We start from the raw sequence: 19,870 nt of genomic DNA, 5'->3' as shown, positions 1-19,870 counted from the left end.
AACCTTACTCAATACTAATCTTTACCAACTATTTGAACAGCCTAACAAAACTAATTTGGAGATGACAGTACGAAATACAAACATTGAACTGTTAATATGAAAGCCAAAGATAGTCATAAATCCTCTATAAAATCAGCTATCAGACATATACAGGGATTAACCAAATTAAGCACTATCATGGAAGTGACCGTCCGTGGCATGTTCGCTTATTCACATCCATGTGATCGCGACATTAGTATGTCCTATACAGCAGATTCCATGCTCGAGCATACATGGACGACTATTTTAAAACCAAAGTCGGCGTGTCACTGGAATGATAGTGCTGAATGGATATGCGGAATTAAAGCTACACCTATATTTACAAACGCACGAAGGATTAAGTTGGCATCCAAACTAAACTGCGGACAAAACTGAGTATTCATGATCTCACCCTGCGGTAGATTGCATTAACTCACCAAAAGATTTTTTGTTTACGAAAAAGTCTTAACCAAACATATCCTCATTGATCAAAATAGGCTGAAAGAGCAAAATGCGCCTCTTGAAGCTGTATGCCAATTCGACTAACGCTCCTGTGTCTATGGCAAAATTAAATGTGTTGATTATGTGAAGGTAGGTGCAATGGATAGCTCAATATTAGTTTTTGATTCAGGTTCAGGTGGACTGACTGTCGCGGCCGAAATAAAAAAGAGAATCCCCAACATACGGCTGAGTTACGTCTCTGACGCTGGCTTTTTCCCTTACGGAAAAAAGCCACACGATATACTAAAAAAGCGAATTTTAGACGTTATATCCAAAGCAAGCTCACTGACTCAACCCGATATCATCGTTATCGCCTGCAATACAGCGAGTACCATTGCGCTAGACTTACTTCGTGCTGAACTCAATATACCTATTGTCGGCGTTGTCCCTGCGATAAAACCCGCCGCTTCGTTATCAAAATCAAAGGTAGTGATGGTACTTGGCACTCACACCACAGTGAACTCAGCTTATGTGAAGATGCTGATCACGAATTTCGCCACAGAATGTAAGGTTTTAGTAGAAGACTCTGAAGCGCTGGTTCTCGCCTCAGAGCAAAAACTTCTCGGCAATGGGTTTGATCCCGACATTGTAACCCAGGAAATTCAGCGTATTTTTAACAAACCCGATGCGTTTAATACCGATGTATTAGTGCTGGCTTGTACTCACTTTCCACTTATCAATGCAGAAATCAAAAATGCCCTTCCCCACCAGGTTACTGTCATTGATTCTGGATTAGCCATTGCTAATCGAACGCACTCATTATTGAAAATCGAGCACCAAACGTGTAGCCCGATACTCGATCCAGAAATAACGTTTTACACCACAGGGAATGTAGATTCAGAACAAGCGAAACAAAGCAAAATTGAAGCACTGCTTCAGTGCCCCATTAAATTTAAGCAGCTGTTATTGTAATATTTTTAGCTCATTTTCTTTTAAAACCCGTTTTCAAAGAAATCTAAATGATTACCCTAAAAGACACCCGCGAAATAAATGCTATATCGCATCGCTGATTGTTAAATGTTGGATCTTAACAGGCCGCTATTGCGGCCTTTTTTGTATCAGCTACTTCCTGAAGTGCTTGTCTTCGCATAAAATTCGGCCCGTTTACTGGTGCGCATGAGGCGCAAGTTATCGGTGTAAAAGGTGTAGTTAAATGGAACTTTCGATTCGCAGTTTATTCACTGCAGCGGGCATAGTGTTGTTATCCTCTTTAACAGTTATTCCTGCGGCAAACGCTGCGGGCAAAGCCGTCCATCCCACTGTCGATTTACCGAATGGCCAATGGCTTAATTTTCACCAAAAAGACAATCAAGTGTGGAGCGAAATGTCCGACGGCGATGCGCCCGGCGTACATCTTGATGATTATGGTGCGGCTGAAATTGTGGCCGTTTTTTACTATGACTTTGATAAGGGTGGCGACAAAGAAGTCGTGGTCATGCTTAAAGATGCTGATGGCCAGCATTTACGGGGTTATGGTTTTGAGGATTCAAAACTCACTAAACTGCCACGCCTTCAAGTTGTGCTGGATGAAGTCGCCCCGACGTTATCATCATTTACCGTCAGCGACACCCGCAAAGTGTTAAACCAAATTCCACCGCAGCAATATCGCATAACCTATGATGTTGAGGCGATTGAAGATCCCGCCATTAAAGCGATTATCGATGGCTCAACCAAGCTCAAACCAACCTTAATCGGCTATCGCAATGCTAAAGGTTTACCCGCCGATGTGAAAACCGCGGACGAATATAAATTACGTTATCCCCTCACCCGCAAAGATAAAGATGCCCAAGGCCGCGAGCATCAATACAGTTTAGTGACCCACTTTTATCGCAATGATTATCGCGAACAACAGGGCAGTTTTGTGTTGGTGAGTGTTGTCTTTGAAGCCGATGATGTGGACTGGCTAAACAGCGGTGAGGGTGAGATCCCAAAAACGGGCCCAGCTTATGATTATATGAATCTCGGTGGTTCTTGGGCTGGACTTGCGCTTGAAAGTCATTATGCCCAAGGTGTGCTCGATGGCCCCTATATCGCCTACGATAACCGTAATGCCAATATCATGTTGAATGGTCAGTACAAACAAGGCAAAAAAGTCGGTAAATGGATGGAGGCTGACGGCCAAGCAAGCTATTGGGAAGGTGAATATCTTGACGGTAAAAAGCAAGGTAAATGGATTGCACAGTCCATGTTCGATGAGGCAGATAACTACGGTTTTGCCCATTACAATCAAGGAGTGCTCGATGGCCCCTATGAAATCTATGAGCCCGAATATGGCGAAAGCACAGGTGATAAACGATTGTCTGAAAAAGGCATTTATCGCAACGGCGTCAAAGACGGTGAATGGCTTGAGAGCAATGGCAATAAAGGTCACTATCAAAACGGCATTAAACAAGGCCCTTGGGTAGATAAAGTCTCGCTTGGCGAATACCGCAACTATGTGGGTAACGGGGCTTACCTTGATGGCAAGCGCACTGGCCCTTGGGTATTTAAAACTGACAAGAAATCACGGATCGAAGTGACTTATCTCAATGGATTACGCGAAGGTGAAGAAAAACTAATCAGCGATGAAAATGTGCTCTTTGCCAATAAGCATTATAAGCAGGGACTGCTCGATGGTCAGAGTATTTGGTACTCAGCACAGGATGTTGCCAACGGCATTAGACACTATCGCAAAGGTGAATACCATGGCATGCAGGCGATATTTGATCCTAACCATAATCACCGGCTTATGGAGTTAAGTCATTATGAATATGACGAAACCTTGCCCGTCAAGCCCTCTCAAGATGAGTGCATAATGCGAGAAAATCCCTATAGCAATGACTGTAAGGACATACTGAATCCCCCCTTTAGAAATACGCCATCAATTAAGCATGGGGAACAATATTATTATGATAGTAAAGGAAAATTATACAAATTTTCTGACTACCATCATGGCAACCTCATCAAAGAATATGAATTCGATGAAGAGGGGCATGTCCAAAAGCTGCAAAATAATGAACAGGGGCAAGACAGTCAAATCAACATCCGCTACAAGAAGGATGGCGGTTATTCACTGTCCAATTACAGCGACAATGAGCAACGTGGCTGGACATATGAAATCGATAACAAGGATCGATTACTGTCCCTGAAGTATTACCACGATGGTGAGAAAAAAGGGTTTATCATCCGCTATAACACAGATGGCAGTTATGCGATTACTGAAAGGTAAACATTAATATCGAACATCAGGCACTGCTTATCCTTTTATCCTAATGGTTAACTCAAGACCTTGAAGACAATTACCAGCAAAAAGGCAAAGTTTAAAATTGGGATATAGGGTAATGCGGATGCCCTTGATTAAATTGACCTATATAAGCCTAATTAAAGTGCGCTTTATTCAGGTTAAGTGAAAATGGTTATTTTACCAATCACTTAGTTTGTTCTTGTTAATAGATGTAATGGCGCGTCATCACTTAAATAAATATCATCCACCAGATATAGCTTATTGGTACGGATCATCTGACGAATCGCCTCAACATAGGCGTGCCCGCGCTCCGAATATCGGTCTAACGTCCCTGCGAGTGCAGAGCCTGTCACAGCTTGATTAGCTTGTCTTGATTGGGCACGAAAATCTCGCATCTTCTGATAAGCATTATGGGTATTCAAATTCAACAAATACCCTTCTACTGAAGCAAATGGTGTATCGAATCGTGCTAAACCATAATTGCCTAAACCTTGGCGCTTTTGCCTAGGTTCCATACCATTACCCTTGAAATCCCACTGCCCAAATAATGCATTACCTTCACGGGCAAATCGCGATGTGCCCCAACCGCTTTCTTTTGCCGCTTGAGCTAACACTAACGATGGTGGCAGGATATCCACCCTTTCAAGTAGCATTTGTCTTTGTGCTTCTAACAGCGGTTTATCTTCACTGCTTATTACTTTGTACTTTACCCCTAAGGCTAATAACGCAATATCATCAAGGGGGGCAGACATAATGACCTGTCTTTCTTGTAAAATTTTCTCATTCGCCAATAAGACTAAAGGGGCAATCATTCTAAGAAACACCATTTTCTTTTGCTTCACCGGGAGTTGGCTTGACACTGAACTCCAGCCCTCACCCACGGCATCAAAGGTCAATCTAGGGACCGATTTATTACCATCACGAAAGCTTTCTGGCGTGTAATTAAGCGAGTCAAACAAGCCCATGAGTTCATCGAGAGAACTGATATTCAGACTCAGTTGTTTAGACTCTGGATTGTCTAAGGATGACTGCTCAAGCATTTTTGGGGATGAGAAATGTTCAGCAACCGTTGGGTTTGCAACAGCACCTTGATTCGCTTGCACCAGGGAAGTCGTCATCAGTTTTGGCAAACTCTGCATATGATGTAGAGCACTCTGACTGGCAACTAAAGGATTGGAAGCCGTCAGTGACTGAAAACCAAGAGCATCAACTGGCAGCCTATTCGAAATCAGCTTAGTCGCTAGCGTTTCTTGCACATACACCGAAGAGCATAAAACAGACAAAGCAATGAGTGCGAGCATAGCAACGGGAAGCTTAAACTTTATAAACATGGTATCTCTTTAACTGAGGTAAAACGGTAGCAATGGGATTAGCCAATACATCGGGGGCGTAAGGTAACAGTAAAAACCTGACAGTTTGCTTAATAGATATACAAAATGACCTATTACGATCATTTTTTAAGGAGAATAGGACGAGCGCCTTCTTGGCCGCCTCTTGACCCAATGTCAGCAATTAAATCCAACACCTTGATTTATTTAAACTCAATATGAAAATAGCGAGCGTTCACTCGCCAATAGAGATTGGCGAAATAAAATCAACTTATTCCAGTGCCAGCAAAACGAGGTAATGCCTCTTCAAGATAGGCGACGCAGGTGCGAAGTTTGGCAGACGTTTCTAATCGTGATGCATAAATTACATGAATTTCAGCGGATTGATGATACTCGGGGAGTACTCTGACTAATCTGCCACTTAAGAAATCTTGCTGTAAATCCCAGATGGAGCGCAACATAATACCGTGGCCTTTAAGGCACCACTGCTTAGCGACTGTGCCATTATTGGTCATCAAGGAAGCCGCTAAATCAACCGAGGCTATGCCAGCCGCACTTTCCAATCGCCACACTCTATGGTTTTGATCGCGCTCGCGGATCCCTATGCACTTATGCTCGGCTAATGCCGCGAGATTGTTTGGCATGCCATGCGTGTCGATATAGGTCGGCGATGCAGCCAATACCCGATAATTACTCGCAAGACGCTTAGCAATCATTTGCGGTGGCAATTCGCCACCGACACGGACCTCTAGATCAAAACCTTCAGAGACCAGATCGACCGGGCGGTCGAGCAACTCTAAATCAACTTCTAATTCGGGATAGTGGAACACGAGGTCTGAAATAATCGGCGCAATACAGTGGCTGCCAAATCCTGTGCTAGTTGCGATACGTAATCGCCCCCGTGGCACTTGCTGCTCTAAGCTAATTTCAAGGCTCATTTGCTCCATGGTATCGAGCAAACGTTCGGACCATTCCAAGGCAATCTTGCCCTCTAAGGTGAGGCTGACACTTCTGGCAGAGCGCAGAAACAAGCGCACTCCGAGCGCTTTTTCTAATAGGCCAATGCGTTTACTCACATACGCTGGAGAAAAAGATAATTGCTCCGCAGCGGCTGTAAATCCCCCGCTTGTTGCGGCGATAACAAAGACCCGTAAATCTTCAAGTGGCGGCAGTTGACTCACGATTCGTAATCCTTAACAAAACATTTAGCCTATTCATACACGATACGAATATGGAATAACATACTAAAAACGCAGAATCCCCTATTGGAGTCAAAGATGTCTAAGGTAAAAATCGCCGTAATTGCCGGAGATGGCATAGGTACAGAAGTGATCCCCGAAGGGATACGCACACTCGAAGCCGCAGGAAAAATCTTAGGTGTGGCGTTTGAGTGGACCTACTTCGACTGGTCCTGTGAAACCTACCATAAAACCGGTCGCATGATGCCAGAGGATGGACTTGAGCAACTAAAATCCTTTGATGCCATCTACTTAGGCGCTGTTGGATTTCCAGGAGTTCCCGACCATATTTCACTCTGGGGATTGCTACTACCGATCCGCAGAGCCTTTGAGCAATACGTGAACCTTAGGCCTATTCGGTTATTTGAAGGCGTGCCCTGCCCACTCTCGGGTAAAAAGCCCGGCGATATCGATTTTTATGTAGTACGTGAAAACGTGGAAGGCGAATATTCCGCCGTCGGCGGCATTCAATATGAAGGCACTGAACATGAGATTGTCTCCCAGCAGAGCATTTTTACCCGTCGTGGCACAGATCGCATCTTAAAATATGCCTTCGATTTAGCCCAAAGCCGCGAGGCAAAGCACTTAACCTCGGCGACCAAATCCAATGGCATATTTCACTCTATGCCCTATTGGGATAGTCGCGTCGGGGAAATGGCAAAACAGTATCCAAATGTTAAGGTCGACCAATATCATATCGATATTCTGACGGCAAATTTCGTGCTGAAACCCGAGCATTTTGACGTGGTTGTTGGCTCAAATTTGTTTGGCGATATCCTGTCTGATCTTGGCCCTGCGTGCACTGGCACTATCGCCATTGCCCCTTCGGCGAACATCAATCCAAGCAAGGAATTTCCGTCGATGTTTGAGCCGGTTCATGGTTCGGCGCCGGATATTGCAGGCCAAGGTATTGCCAATCCTTTAGGGACAATTTGGGCAGGCGCTATGATGATGGAACATTTAGGTTATGGCGCAATGCACGACCTGATACTCAGCGCGATAGAAAACGTATTGAAAGGTAAGCAGTCTTTAACCCGCGATATGGGCGGAACGGCGAATACTCGGGAGCTGACCGATGCAGTGATCGCTGCGATTAGTCGCAATTAAAACGTGCATTAAAACCTAATGCTAAAAGCCCTTTAGCATTAGGATTGAAAGGAGTTTAGACTATCAAGCAACTGATAATAAACGCATTAATAAGCTAGCCAATTAATGCGTTTATTAAAGGCCCCTCCTTACAGCGGCATTCTGTACTCAATGACTCCCGGATTTTCACCAATCCAGTTATAGAGTTTTTGCGCGGTTAAATTTGTTTCCTGTGTATGCCAGTACAGGCGCGCGCAGTTGTGTTCAATGGCCGCTTGCTTTACAAACTCAATCAATTGTTTTCCAACATGTTGACCCCTTGCCGTTGGGGCAACAAACAAGTCTTCAAGATAACAATAATCCGTTTCGGCCCAAGTAGAACGATGAAAAACATAGTGCACAAAACCGAGTAAGTTTTGGCCCTCTCTTGCGACGGCGCAATAAATAGGTTCTTGGTCATCGAAGAATCGGCGCCACGTGGCTTGGGTGGTCGCTTCTGATAACGCCACTTTGTAAAAGGTCTGGTAATCACGCCAGTGTGGTAACCAGAGTGAATAGTCCGTTTCTTTAACCATATCAATGGTCACTGTTAGTGATTGGCTGGACATTAGCGCACTCCTTGAAATTAAGTAAATGGTCTCAGTTTTACTGAAGCAAGATTCTAGATTCAATTGTGGTACCGCATAAGGTACACTTTTTGCATTTTTAACAGTACCAGTTAGCAAATGAAAAAACCTCAATCCAATTTCCCTCACTTGCAACTCAAAGATGGCATCCTCAAAGATCAGCTTTATCATGCGTTTAGAGAGGCCATTCTTGATGGACGTTTACACCCGCGAATGAAGCTCCCATCCAGCAGAGCCTTGTCGGAAACCATGCAGATTTCACGTAACTCAGTACTGCAAGGGTTTGAGCGCCTGATTGATGAAGGCTATCTGCTGACTAAACCGGGATCGGGCACTTATGTATCGGATACCATTCCCGATGAACTGATCGATATTCCAAACCGTGCCAGAGAAAGCGCTCAAGCCTTTGATTCCGATTTAGAAATTAATCCACAGTTAATAGAAATGGCGCGACTGAAAGCGAAGGGGAATACGGACCACAGCCATAGCATGCTTAATATTGGCGTCGGATGTGTCGATATTTTCCCACACCAACTTTGGGGACGGCTGTTAGGCCGAGTTTGGCGGCAATCACGTAAAACCTTAGGTAAATCAAACCATAGCGCGGGGTATTTGCCGCTGCGTGAGGCGATAAGTGACTATGCGCGTTCGACCCGCGGCCTCAATTGCACACCTGAGCAGATCATCATAGTCAATGGAACTCAGCAGGCCATTAACCTCACGGCGCAAGTCCTCCTCCAACAAGGAGATGAAGTCTGGCTTGATGAACCTGGATATGATGGCGCTTTAGGCGCATTTCTCTCACAAAATATGCGAGTTCGTCCTGTGAGTGTTGATGTTGATGTTGATGTTGAGGGTACAAATATTGCCGATGCGATACAGCGGTATCCTGCAGTGAAACTGGCTTTTACCGCGCCCTCACACCAATTTCCCCTCGGTGGCATGCTAAGTCTGCCACGACGATTGGCCTTACTCGATTGGGCCGCTGAGCAGAGTAAATGGATTTTAGAGGATGACTATAACGGTGAGTTTCGTTATAGCGCCCGCCCAATACAGGCATTACAAGGGCTCGATAAACACCAAAGGGTGATCTATGCTGGCACCTTTTCCAAGATGCTACTGCCCGAATTACGACTCGGCTTTTTAGTGGTGCCCCCTAAACTGGTACAGGCTTTCCAGCTAGCAAAGTATTACGCCGATACGCACACGGCTCACCTAGAGCAAGCAACATTAGCGCTGTTTATCGCCGAAGGACATTATGCACGGCATGTTCGCCGAGTGCGAAAAGCCTGCTTAGCACGCCAAACGGCGCTAATCGCGGCAATTGAGCAGTATCTGCCCGACAAATTGTCCGTTCAAACCTCTGACTCAGGTATTCACCTCGTGTGTTGGCTAAAAGGCGACTTGACCGAAGAGGAAGTGCTTAACAAATGCCGCCAAATACGTTTGGGGGCACAGCCTTTGTCTCGATATTGCCAAGCGCCCTATCCAAGGCAAGCTATCTTACTGGGCTATGCCGCTCATACGCCTGATGATCTGCGGGAAAGTATCAAAAAACTGGCGCAGATCCTTTAATATCCAAGCTTAAAAAGCCTGAAAGAAAATCCCGAAAGCACTGAAGATGGCAACAAACCATGTGAGGGATCTTAAGGTGCCTTTGTTGGCAAGATAGAGGATGTGATACACAAAGCGGGCGCCGACATGGACGATGGCGAGCCACTCAGTGGTGGGATTTACTTTGCCGGTAGCAATCACCACTAATACGGCTAGGCCAAACACCAGCAATGATTCAAAGGCATTTTGATGTCCTGCTAAAGCGCGAGCGCCAAAACCGGTTAGCTGTGCTTGCTGAGCACGGGGATGATTATTATCGTAACCACCCGCCTTTGCCATCGCCCAAGCCACTGGACCTTTCGCAAGATATGGCAATAACATGGCGACAAATAAGCAAATAAGTAAGGTATTCATGGGGTAATCTTCCTTTGATTGTTGTTTTGAGCTCTACTGTTTGAGTTCTACAGCTATAAGTGCCTAAGTTACAAGTGTATTGGTTAGCGGCGTTATTTCACCATATACATGCCTTCACTTGCGGGACGACTAAATTTAAAGCCAAACTTTTCATAGAGTTCAGGCACATCCGCCATCAGGGTAATATACGCGCCCTCAAAAGCCTCACGATCTAAATAAGCCATGATGTGTTGCATAATAAGCCGCCCTAATCCCTTACCTTGATGCTCAGGATCCACTGCAATATCGACAATTTCGAAGTTGAGTGCGCCGTCACCAACCACACGCCCCATACCCACAGTCTGCTCGGCGAGCTTTATTTGCACGCCATATAAACTCCTTGGCAAGGCCTTAATGGCGCCCTCCAATGGTCTAGGGCTTAAGCCTGAAATCTGTCGTAAGCGAACAAAATCATTGGCAGACACAACGCCTTCAAGCACTTGGTACATGATATTTCCTATTGTTTTATTCAGTCACTTGCTTTCAGTCACTTGGTTTTCAACTATTTAGCTTTCTATCACCTCAAGCTCAAAGCCTTCATCCATAGTCGGCGGCTGAAAATAACCGCTCACATGCCAGAACATCGCCTCGGTATCGAACATAGCGCGCTCAGGGTGGCTTTGTCTGCGTTTATCGAGTTGACTCAAACAAAGCGCATCGCTGTGATTAAGATAAATAAGTTTATGGGCGGCGCAATCAGTAAAAATGCTTCGAAACCACAGGCGCTGATTGATAGTATTCGCGGGAAAGTCCATGACCACAGAAACACCCGAACAGAGCAGTTCCTGCACATGCTTTTTAAGCAAAGGCTTAAGGCGAGCGGAATAGCTCAAGTAAGTATCAAAATCTTTAATTTCATCGGGATATAGCGCCGCCAGCCATGCGTCTTCCGAGATTAAAATACAGTTTTCGGCCTCAGCAAGTTGTCGCGATAAGGTTGATTTACCTGCGCCCATTTTGCCACAAAAGAATATTAACGTACCTTTACTGACCAATTGTCCTAACGCATTCTGCTGTGTCATCTTCACTCCTTGATTACTGGTCTTTTATCTCAGCCGACGATTTCACTCGCTATGACACTAATGAACGACAGTACAGAGCATCACATAAAGCATGAACACCGAGCAAGACTTGGGACGAGTTTAAGGTAATAAAATCCCATTACATTAATGACTATCCTGTGTTTAGACAGCAGACGTTTACCGCTATTCGCACAATCCACCGTTAGCTTTTTTTGAGTTCTGACATCTCTTCGCCCGCTTAGATCGCCTCGCTCTCTTAGCCCTATCTTTGCCTTAAATCAGGGAGAAACAAAAGCATTTAACTCGAAGAATAAAACAATAAGCCACATTATTAATCTAACAATTAAGCACTAAAGTAGTAATTTACGCTTAGCAATAAAAACATTACCACCATTCATGCTATGACATTAATTTAGGCGTATGCTAGGGTAAGAATGAAAGGATAACCGTCATAAGTGCAAAGGAGGCTCTATGAGCACTGTCGTTCCACGTACCGTCACTTCCCCTAAAAAATTCATTATCGGCAAGGGCCTATTAGCTCAAATGCATGATTATGTTAAGGACTTTGGTGACAATGCTTTTATCATCTGCGATGAATTTATCCTCAGCCGCGTGAAGAATGAAGCGGTCGCTGGGCTAGATCAAAATGGGATCAGCAGCCACCTCGAAAAATTCAACTATGAGTGCAGCGAAGCCGAGATAAAGCGCTTAGGCGCGCTGGCAGAACAGCATCATACCAACGTTATTGTTGGAGTTGGCGGTGGAAAAACCTTAGATGCCGCCAAAGCCGTCGCCTTCTATCAAAAACGGCCTGTCATCTTGTACCCCACAATTGCCTCAACCGATGCGCCTTGTACTGCACTTGCAGTGATCTACTCCGAAACAAGTGAGTTTGAACGCTATCTGTTTCTGCCACAGAACCCAGATGCTGTCGTTGCCGACACTGCCATTATTGCCGCGGCTCCGGCCCGATTTTTTGCGGCAGGCATAGGCGATGCACTGGCAACCTATTTTGAAGCTCGTGCCTGCTATCAATCGGATGGCGTCAACCTAGTCCTGAAAAAGCCTTCCCGCACAGGGCTGGGATTGGCCCAACTTTGTTATCAGTTACTGACTGAAAATGTTGAAGCTGCTATGGACGCCGTTAAAAACAAAATAGTCACACCTGCGCTAGAGCAAACCATTGAAGCCACCATCTATCTCAGTGGTGTTGGTGCAGAAGCAGGCGGGTTAGCCGCCGCCCATGCCGTAAACAATGGTATGTCAGCGGTGGCGGACTTACATAAAGCTCAGCACGGCGAGAAAGTCGTCTTTGGGCTGCTAACTCAGCTCGTGCTCGAAAATGCCCCAAAAGCCGAAATCGATAACGTTATCCGCATCATCAAAACGGCGGGACTGCCGCTCACACTCGCCGATTTAGGGCTGAAAACCTTTATCGAGGCCGAGTGGCGCAAAGTGGCAGAGATAGCCTGTGCTGAGGGCGATACTATGGGCAATATGCCGATGAAATTAACCGCAGATGATGTCTATCAAGCCATGATAGCCGCCAATGCCATGGCTGAACGCTATAAAACAGCTGAAGCTTGTTAACCGTAACAATATGACGTGTACTCCGTAGGTGGCAACAATCTGATTTTATTAATTAATACTACTGAAATAGTTCCTGCTGCCACACGAGTTTACCGTTCATCATAGGCTTCCTTGCCACATAATCAATGGCAAGGGAGTCCACAACAAACAAGACATTTCCACCCTCGATGCCAAAGCTGGCATTTACGCTCTATTTGTTAAACGCTTGGAGGCACATATGGCTTATGCAACAACCAATCCCTTTACGGGAAAGCTCATTAAAGAATTTCCAAATGCAACAGATACCGAAGTCACACAGGCGATAGAATCCGCCCATCAGGCATTTTTAAGCTGGCGAACCACTCCCTTTGCCGACAGGGCCGCAATACTGTCTAAGGCAGCGAAGATCCTCAGAGACAACAAGTCCAAATACGCCAATCTACTGACCTTAGAAATGGGCAAAGTCACAGCAGAAGCCGAAGCTGAAGTCGAACTGTCGGCGCAAATTTTCGAATACTACGCCGAACATGCCGAGCGACTGCTGGCACCGCAAAAACTGCCGGTTGCCGATCCCGCCGAAGGTGAAGCGATACTGGTTAACGAACCGCTGGGCGTATTATTGGCCATCGAACCTTGGAACTTTCCCTACTACCAAATTGCGCGCATCTTAGCGCCGCAGCTTGCCGCCGGAAATACCTTACTACTCAAACATGCATCCAATGTGCCCCAGTGCGCTGCGGCCTTTGAAGGCTTAATGCGCGATGCCGGACTGCCCTCTGGTGCATTCCAAAATCTGTATGCCACCCGAGAGCAGATAGAACAGATCATCAATTCGCCCAAAGTGCATGGTGTGGCGCTCACGGGATCAGAAGATGCGGGATCGATCATTGCCGCTCTGGCGGGTAAGGCACTGAAAAAATCCACCCTAGAACTGGGTGGCGCAGATGCCTTTATCGTACTTGAAGATGCCGATCTGCCTAAAACCATCGACTGGGCTGTGTTTGGCCGTCACTGGAACGCGGGACAGGTCTGTACATCATCTAAGCGGATGATCTTAGTTGAAGCCATTTACGATGAATTTATGAAGGGCTATATCAAGGGGATTGAAGCGCTAAAAGCAGGCGATCCTATGGACTCGACGACTACGCTGGCACCGCTGTCTTCCCAAGGCGCGGCCGATGAGTTGAAGCAGAAGATCCGTGATGCCGTAAAACACGGCGCAACCGCGACCGAAGTGGGGCCAAAAGTGCCGCAGCAAGGCGCCTTTGTGCAGCCAACAATACTGACAAACCTGACGCCAGATAACCCCGCCTACTATTGGGAATTCTTCGGTCCAGTTTCCAGTATCCACAGGGTGAAAGATGAGCAAGCGGCGATTGCCATCGCCAATGACTCGCCCTTTGGATTGGGTGGCTCAGTGTTTACCGCCGATACCCAACGCGGGCTCGCGGTCGCTAAGCAGGTTTCCACAGGCATGATGTTTGTCAATCATCCAACTATGGTCAAGGCCGACTTACCCTTTGGTGGAGTACGTCGCTCAGGTTATGGCCGCGAGTTGATTGATTTAGGATTGAAAGAGTTTGTAAACCACAAGCTTATTAATGTGGTCGACATCAACGCGCCTTTCTAAACGCTTAGAAAATAGCAACATCTGACTAAACGCCTGACGGAATAATCTGTCAGGCGTTTTATTTAACGTGCTTTATCCAAGGCATCACATAGGGCTTGAACGCCAAGTAAAGCTCTGGGCGTCGCGCGGTGTAATAAATCGGCATTGAGTTGATAAATATGCTGTTTCTTCACGGCAGGAATTTCTGGCCATTGGCGCCAATCAACCCCTTTCACATTACCTTCTTCCTCACTTTGCAAAATCACCTCGGGCAAGGTCAGCAAGACGTTTTCTAAACTGACTTGCGGATAATCACTGGCGGCATCGTAAAACACATTTTGTCCATGGCACACACTGATGATCTGTTGGATCCAACTGTTTTTAGAGACTGTCATCAAGGGGGTCGACCAGAGTTGATAAAATACCTTAGGTTCTGATTTTTTAGCATTTTCAACCCGCAATCGGATAAGCTCAGCGCGATAAGCGGCTGCAGCCTTGCTTGCTTCTTCAACATGCCCCGTAAGTTGGCCTAACTCTTCAAGCTCCTTGGCGACGCCTTCTAAGGTTTTAGGATCGCTACCATAAAGGTTAAATCCTAACGTCCTAAGCTGGTTGATATCTTCGGCTTTATTACCCGAATCCCACACCACAATCAGATCGGGATTAAGCTCCATCACCCGCTCCATTTGAATGCCATAGTAACCACCAATACGCGGGATATTTTTTGCCGCCTCGGGATAATCCGCATAATCGGTTGCGGCCACAATCGTATCGCCCGCACCTATGGCGTAAAGCATTTCCACCGCATGGGGCGAGAGCGCAATAATGCGTTTAGCGGGCTCGGCCAATACGCTATGGGGAAAAAACAGACTGAGCCCAAAAACGAGTCCAGCTAAGTGTCGCTTAATCATGATATGCCTTAGTATTTATCCCCAAACCGCCTGAAGATGCAGGCGTAGTCTCTTCAGGTCACTTGGGGTTATAGAGTTAAACTAGCTGCTCTGGCCAGCCATAGTGTTCGATATAGGTTTGTAGATTCTTCGGGCGATACTGAGGATCTTGATCCCAGCGGGCCTTCACCGAATGATGCAAAAGTACTGGGATTTGCTCAGGGTCGAGTGGTCGCAAATATTCCTGTTTTATCCGATAAAAACTGCGTCTCGAGTTATGTAAGGTCGCAAGCGGATTTGGATGCACACTCGCGGCTAAGTGTGGCTCTAGGCTTAAATTAAATTTCTGCGCCTCGGATATCATCCACAACAGTGCAATATCCGACAACAATGAACCGTCTTTATCGGGTTTATAACTGCCGCCAATATTGCTATGGGCACCGGTAAACCACACTTGCTGCATGTCCATATTGTCGCGTAGTTGCCAAATAGTCGGCTCAAAATCACTGCGGTGTTCATCTATGGCTAAGGCATGGCGGGCAACGCGCACATTGCGGCCAATTTTAGTGTCGTAAAACTCGTCTTTATCTTCGAACAAGCCTAAAAATGAAATAGGGATCCCCATAGCACCCACGGTATCCCACACGCCAACAAACTTGATTTCCCGAGATTCATGACTGTATCTCGCTCTAAATTCGAGGGATTTTTCACCATCAGGCGCAAAGGGCGCACTGCTTTTTTTATAGTGGTCGAAAGCTTGCTGAATCAACGCCGCATCGGGACGTTTGAGTATGCCGCAGTTATTAATCAAGCCACACAGGCAACGCACAGTGTAAGCACCGCGGCTAAAGCCAAAGAGATAAATCTCATCGCCAGGGGAATAGTTTTGCACTATATAGCGATACCCATCCATGATGTTTTTATGTAAACCGCGCCCTGTTGCGCCACCGATGGTTTGATCGTAATAGGAACCCACGCCCCAGTCATAAAATACCTGTTGGGGTTTACCGTCACTGGCCAAAGGGCTAATCGCCCGCGCGAGGCGCAGCACATTGGTTGGGAAATCGACCTTAAGATCTTTCTCGGGTCGATTCCACGTGCCGTCGGCACAAATCACAATACGTTTATTCATAGGATCATCCTTGAGTCACTAATGCCCAATCTCACAGGTAAAAAGCTGTCGATACAGACGCTAACGGGTTTTACCAAGAATAACAGCCTCGATAGCCTTGTTTGCCAGCGATTCAAGGCGTTAAAAGCTCATCTTGCTTTACATGCTAACGTCACAGCAAAAAACCTATAGTGACATAAAAACCTAAGCTGACAAATTAGAACAATAAGATGCCGCTACAGTTTGCATATGTAATGTTCGTACGAGAGAAGATTAATGCTTTCTTTAACAAGAGTTAGACAGAGGAGCGTTAAATATAGAAGGGCTAATATCACTAAATGACTTATTGCTTGGTTATTAAATGCAGGCCCCTATTGAAGGGGGCGCTCCATGGTATTTGCTCGACGACATGGTGAATAGAAACCTAGGGTTTCTAAGCTTATGAACGAGAGCCATGGATGACGAACTGGCAATTAAACACGGATGTTGTCCAAGCCGCTCGACCGCCCCGACTTATAGGTTTGCCATGCCATTTGCTCATCGACTCGCAGCCAGTCCATCCTTGGATGCTCAACCGCCCCGTCCATGGGGTGGACGGTCGTCTCGCAAATCACCATGGCTCACCGTTTTGGCTTTAGCGTAACCTGTAGATTTAAAAGACATACGCAACACAGTTTTTGGACAAAACCTTGTTAGATGTTTAGCTCTATTTCAAAGCTTTAAGATTAAAATTTCTATGGATTAACGAACGCTTGTTGCAAGTCCAGCGGCCGCTGGCCACGCTGTTTAAGGGGCTTGTTAGCATTTTACCCTACGGAGGTAAATGCAGAACGATACTTAACAAAGCATCAATTTACTCTTTGCTGACCCCGACATAATCTGAAAAATAGATATTCACCCGATCCCTCTTTTTAATTTAGCGTCACACAGAGAATGCGCTTCAATGCTTAGTTAGAATACAGCTCCTCAGACAGAGTTTTTCCTATCCGAAATGAGACTGCACCTTCGTCATCTGGCCCTGCGTCTAACGTAAAAACTCGAACCACATTCTCAACTGGTACGCCCTCAACATAGAGATTTGGCCATGTACCCAAAGGCTCCTCAGCCCTCTCCTCCCATTTCAGATATTCCGCCATTCCAGAAACATCAATCTCAAGAACGACAGGCTCTTCCTCAACAGAAAACCATCGGTTCGCGACAAGCTCCACATCCTTCAACTCGTTCAGATGAACTCTGCCCCGCCGTTTATCTGCCTGGCATCGAGAGACACGCCCGCAACGCTGAGCCTCAACCCAATCTTCTTTAGGAACAACTCTATACAAATGATTCACATCAACGCTTCCTATCAGTTTTATAGACGCCCATTTAAGGGGCTGATTGTTTGCTGAAATGTACAGCGAAGCGAAACAGAACAAACTGTTAGCAGTCTCGCTTTAGATTCTTGTTAGCTATCCAATACACCTAATATCCAGTCACAGTAACTTGACACCCTAACTTGATAAGCAATAGTTCCATACAAACCACCTTTAAAAGTAGATATATCTCCATGCCCCAATTGCCAACTTGATAAACCTACAAGAAAAGGAACACTGTCTTCAAATATGACTGATGCTCCACCACTATCTCCAGATCCATGCATTCCTTCAAGTGATAGTGCATTCGCTGGTTCATCAAATTTAAATGCTAGCCAGTTACCTTCTGCGCTTTCAACAACATTTTGAAAATGGCTCATAACACGAAGTGACTTAGTATCAGGATACTCACCAGTTACTCCGTTCCCAGTAGCTCCCTTACCGTATACTGTGATCTTTTTGCCTTCTTCACTTTTACCCGTGTATATATTGATTGGTTCTATACCGCTAACAGGTGAAGTTAATTTGATTAATGCAATATCACTTCTAGATTTAAAAAATCTCATCAAAGGCGCTAAATCACCTTTGAGTAAATTTTTATCAGGTTCGGAGTAATCTGGGTGTATATGAACGCTTTCTATTTCATAATTTTTTGAACCAACAATTAAACTCTTACCAACATAATCATAAAAAATAGTATGTGCTACAGTCAGAATCCATTGAGAGTTGATAAGAACACCATGACCTTCATGTGGCATATCAATTAGATATTCAGGTGTTTTTTCTACAACATAATTTTCAGGGGGAATGTCATGTCTCATCACTACGGCATCACTGCCAATAGAAAAGAAACAAAAGAATAAGAGAAATAAAATTTTCATGTTACGTCCATGTTCGTTGATGATAGCTATAATTTAGTAGTGCACATGCACGTTTAACTCACTAGACAAGCAAAATTGCGCGTCCTTAACTATCTGTATTAACAAGAAGTTATCAGCTTTTTATTGCTTTTCATATACAAAAAACCAGCAGAAAAACATGCATACGCATTTTCTAAACCTATTATCTAAAAACGATAATCTTTAAGTTATTAATTCTAAGGGTCTTTAGATTTAAGAATTCGAGATATCACGCAAAGATAGCAACTTAAAATAGCTTTAAACCAAGCGATTTGAATACGACGGTACACCAATCCAGTTTCAAACAATCAAATAATGTACGCGCTAAATACAAGGCTAAAAGATGAGATTTTGTAGGGCAACTCATTCGTCAGTTTTCGATACACTAAACGAGTGCTAGCAAGCTTTGGGGCAATAGCTTTTTAGCTAAACGAGCAGCGAGAGGGTTAGTTAAGATTGGCATTGGTGTACCAGTGACCGTTGGCGACATGGATGTCGCCGTCGAGCCTATAGGGATATATTTACGGCGTGTCACTGGGGAAGCAATGACAATTAATACGGAATGCGCGTAACTCAACTGTCTTGCTTTGGGGCATTAGCTTTTTAGCTGAACGAATAGCTAAAGGGATTGTTAAGATTGCCATTGTTGCAACAGTGATCGTTGGCGGCATGGCCGCCATTTACTATCTGCCCAATATGGATATAAAAAATATCGCTTTATGATGATAACAACACGCTCAGTTTAATAATCAAAACCTTGCTGTGCCTTGATACCCGCTTCAAAGGCGTGTTTCAGCGGCTGCACTTCGCTCACAGTATCAGCTAATTCGATAATCGCCCGATGACAAGCGCGGCCAGTGATAATCACATGCTGCATGGGTGGACGATTCTTAAGTGCGCTAAGGACACGTTCCACATCCAGATAGTGATAGCTCACCATGTAGGTCAGCTCATCGAGCATCAAGCAGTCAATCGACTCATCTTGCAGCAGCTTTTCAGCAGCTTCCCAAGCGAGTACGGCGGCGGCGGTATCTTTTTCTTTATCTTGGGTTTCCCAGGTAAAACCTGTGCCCATCACATGAAACTCAACCCCTGCACCTTCGAGTAAATTGCGCTCACCGCACTCCCAAGTGCCTTTGATAAATTGCACTACCGCGGCTTTTTTACCGTGACCGACAGCGCGGGCCACTGTGCCAAAACCTGAGGTCGATTTGCCTTTACCGTTACCGGTTAACACTAGCAGAATCCCCTTCTCCTCTTGGGCGGCGGCAATTTTAGCATCCACACCGGCTTTCACTTTCTGTTGGCGAGCCTTGTGGCGTTCGGCCTTGATTTGTGCTTGTTCGTTGTCGTTCTGTGCTGTCATGGTCTTCTCTTCACTCTGCTGCTAA

Annotated in this window: 17 protein-coding genes; 6 read left to right on the top strand and 11 right to left on the bottom strand. The window is 45.5% G+C overall.

The window, feature by feature from the left end:
- Positions 1 to 618: 618 nt before the first annotated feature.
- Positions 619 to 1,431, top strand: a complete 813-nt coding sequence (gene murI, locus L5L98_RS08220) for a glutamate racemase (RefSeq protein WP_263139956.1) — start codon at positions 619 to 621, stop codon at positions 1,429 to 1,431.
- Between the two features lie 241 nt (positions 1,432 to 1,672).
- Complete coding sequence (locus tag L5L98_RS08215; RefSeq protein WP_263139953.1) at positions 1,673 to 3,727, top strand: toxin-antitoxin system YwqK family antitoxin; 2,055 nt, start codon at positions 1,673 to 1,675, stop codon at positions 3,725 to 3,727.
- Between the two features lie 203 nt (positions 3,728 to 3,930).
- Here L5L98_RS08215 and L5L98_RS08210 read toward each other — a convergent pair whose 3' ends face one another.
- A complete protein-coding gene (locus L5L98_RS08210; RefSeq protein ID WP_263139952.1) occupies positions 3,931 to 5,073 on the bottom strand; it encodes a glucosaminidase domain-containing protein in 1,143 nt (380 codons plus the stop codon).
- 263 nt (positions 5,074 to 5,336) lie between these two features.
- Positions 5,337 to 6,251, bottom strand: a complete 915-nt coding sequence (locus tag L5L98_RS08205; protein WP_263139951.1) for a LysR family transcriptional regulator — start codon at positions 6,249 to 6,251, stop codon at positions 5,337 to 5,339.
- A 96-nt stretch (positions 6,252 to 6,347) separates the two neighbouring features.
- Here L5L98_RS08205 and L5L98_RS08200 point away from each other — a divergent pair, with 96 nt between their 5' ends.
- Positions 6,348 to 7,415: a tartrate dehydrogenase gene (locus L5L98_RS08200; RefSeq protein ID WP_263139949.1), complete on the top strand. Its 1,068-nt coding sequence runs from the start codon at positions 6,348 to 6,350 to the stop codon at positions 7,413 to 7,415.
- Between the two features lie 128 nt (positions 7,416 to 7,543).
- Here L5L98_RS08200 and L5L98_RS08195 read toward each other — a convergent pair whose 3' ends face one another.
- The gene (locus tag L5L98_RS08195) at positions 7,544 to 8,002 is read right to left on the bottom strand and encodes a GNAT family N-acetyltransferase (protein WP_263139948.1); all 459 of its coding nucleotides are present in this window, start codon (positions 8,000 to 8,002) and stop codon (positions 7,544 to 7,546) included.
- Between the two features lie 117 nt (positions 8,003 to 8,119).
- On the opposite strand from L5L98_RS08195, the gene L5L98_RS08190 reads away from it, so the two are divergent.
- Positions 8,120 to 9,595: a PLP-dependent aminotransferase family protein gene (locus L5L98_RS08190; RefSeq protein ID WP_263139947.1), complete on the top strand. Its 1,476-nt coding sequence runs from the start codon at positions 8,120 to 8,122 to the stop codon at positions 9,593 to 9,595.
- Positions 9,596 to 9,604: 9 nt separating this feature from the next.
- Here the strand turns inward: L5L98_RS08190 and L5L98_RS08185 are convergent, their stop codons facing one another.
- The 3 genes from L5L98_RS08185 to L5L98_RS08175 form a co-directional block, all read right to left on the bottom strand.
- Positions 9,605 to 9,988, bottom strand: a complete 384-nt coding sequence (locus L5L98_RS08185; protein ID WP_113941155.1) for an MAPEG family protein — start codon at positions 9,986 to 9,988, stop codon at positions 9,605 to 9,607.
- 92 nt (positions 9,989 to 10,080) lie between these two features.
- On the bottom strand, positions 10,081 to 10,476 hold the full coding sequence (locus L5L98_RS08180; protein ID WP_028759277.1) for a GNAT family N-acetyltransferase: 396 nt from the start codon (positions 10,474 to 10,476) through the stop codon (positions 10,081 to 10,083).
- Positions 10,477 to 10,533: 57 nt separating this feature from the next.
- Complete coding sequence (locus L5L98_RS08175; RefSeq protein WP_219255377.1) at positions 10,534 to 11,049, bottom strand: AAA family ATPase; 516 nt, start codon at positions 11,047 to 11,049, stop codon at positions 10,534 to 10,536.
- A gap of 471 nt (positions 11,050 to 11,520) precedes the next feature.
- Here L5L98_RS08175 and L5L98_RS08170 point away from each other — a divergent pair, with 471 nt between their 5' ends.
- Together L5L98_RS08170 and L5L98_RS08165 are read left to right on the top strand one after the other, a co-directional pair.
- Entirely contained in the window at positions 11,521 to 12,639 is a 1,119-nt protein-coding gene (locus L5L98_RS08170) for a glycerol dehydrogenase (RefSeq protein WP_263139942.1), read from the top strand.
- Positions 12,640 to 12,856: 217 nt separating this feature from the next.
- A complete protein-coding gene (locus L5L98_RS08165; protein ID WP_263139941.1) occupies positions 12,857 to 14,248 on the top strand; it encodes an NAD-dependent succinate-semialdehyde dehydrogenase in 1,392 nt (463 codons plus the stop codon).
- A gap of 62 nt (positions 14,249 to 14,310) precedes the next feature.
- On the opposite strand, the gene L5L98_RS08160 is transcribed toward L5L98_RS08165, so the two are convergent.
- The 5 genes from L5L98_RS08160 to cobO all read right to left on the bottom strand — a co-directional run bounded on the left by L5L98_RS08160 (position 14,311) and on the right by cobO (position 19,845).
- A complete protein-coding gene (locus tag L5L98_RS08160; protein ID WP_131525603.1) occupies positions 14,311 to 15,138 on the bottom strand; it encodes a cobalamin-binding protein in 828 nt (275 codons plus the stop codon).
- 76 nt (positions 15,139 to 15,214) lie between these two features.
- Complete coding sequence (locus L5L98_RS08155) at positions 15,215 to 16,249, bottom strand: DUF2235 domain-containing protein (protein ID WP_263139937.1); 1,035 nt, start codon at positions 16,247 to 16,249, stop codon at positions 15,215 to 15,217.
- A 926-nt stretch (positions 16,250 to 17,175) separates the two neighbouring features.
- Positions 17,176 to 17,559, bottom strand: a complete 384-nt coding sequence (locus L5L98_RS08150) for a DUF952 domain-containing protein (RefSeq protein ID WP_263139934.1) — start codon at positions 17,557 to 17,559, stop codon at positions 17,176 to 17,178.
- Positions 17,560 to 17,672: 113 nt separating this feature from the next.
- Positions 17,673 to 18,461, bottom strand: a complete 789-nt coding sequence (locus L5L98_RS08145) for a trypsin-like serine protease (RefSeq protein ID WP_263139932.1) — start codon at positions 18,459 to 18,461, stop codon at positions 17,673 to 17,675.
- Positions 18,462 to 19,221: 760 nt separating this feature from the next.
- On the bottom strand, positions 19,222 to 19,845 hold the full coding sequence (gene cobO, locus L5L98_RS08140; protein ID WP_006085878.1) for a cob(I)yrinic acid a,c-diamide adenosyltransferase: 624 nt from the start codon (positions 19,843 to 19,845) through the stop codon (positions 19,222 to 19,224).
- Between the last annotated feature and the right edge of the window lie 25 nt (positions 19,846 to 19,870).

It is taken from the genome of Shewanella sp. SM23 (genome assembly GCF_025654295.1).
GTDB lineage: Bacteria > Pseudomonadota > Gammaproteobacteria > Enterobacterales > Shewanellaceae > Shewanella > Shewanella oncorhynchi.
The sequence above is the reverse complement of the archived record's forward strand: the minus strand, read 5'-3'. Positions and strand labels throughout refer to the sequence as shown.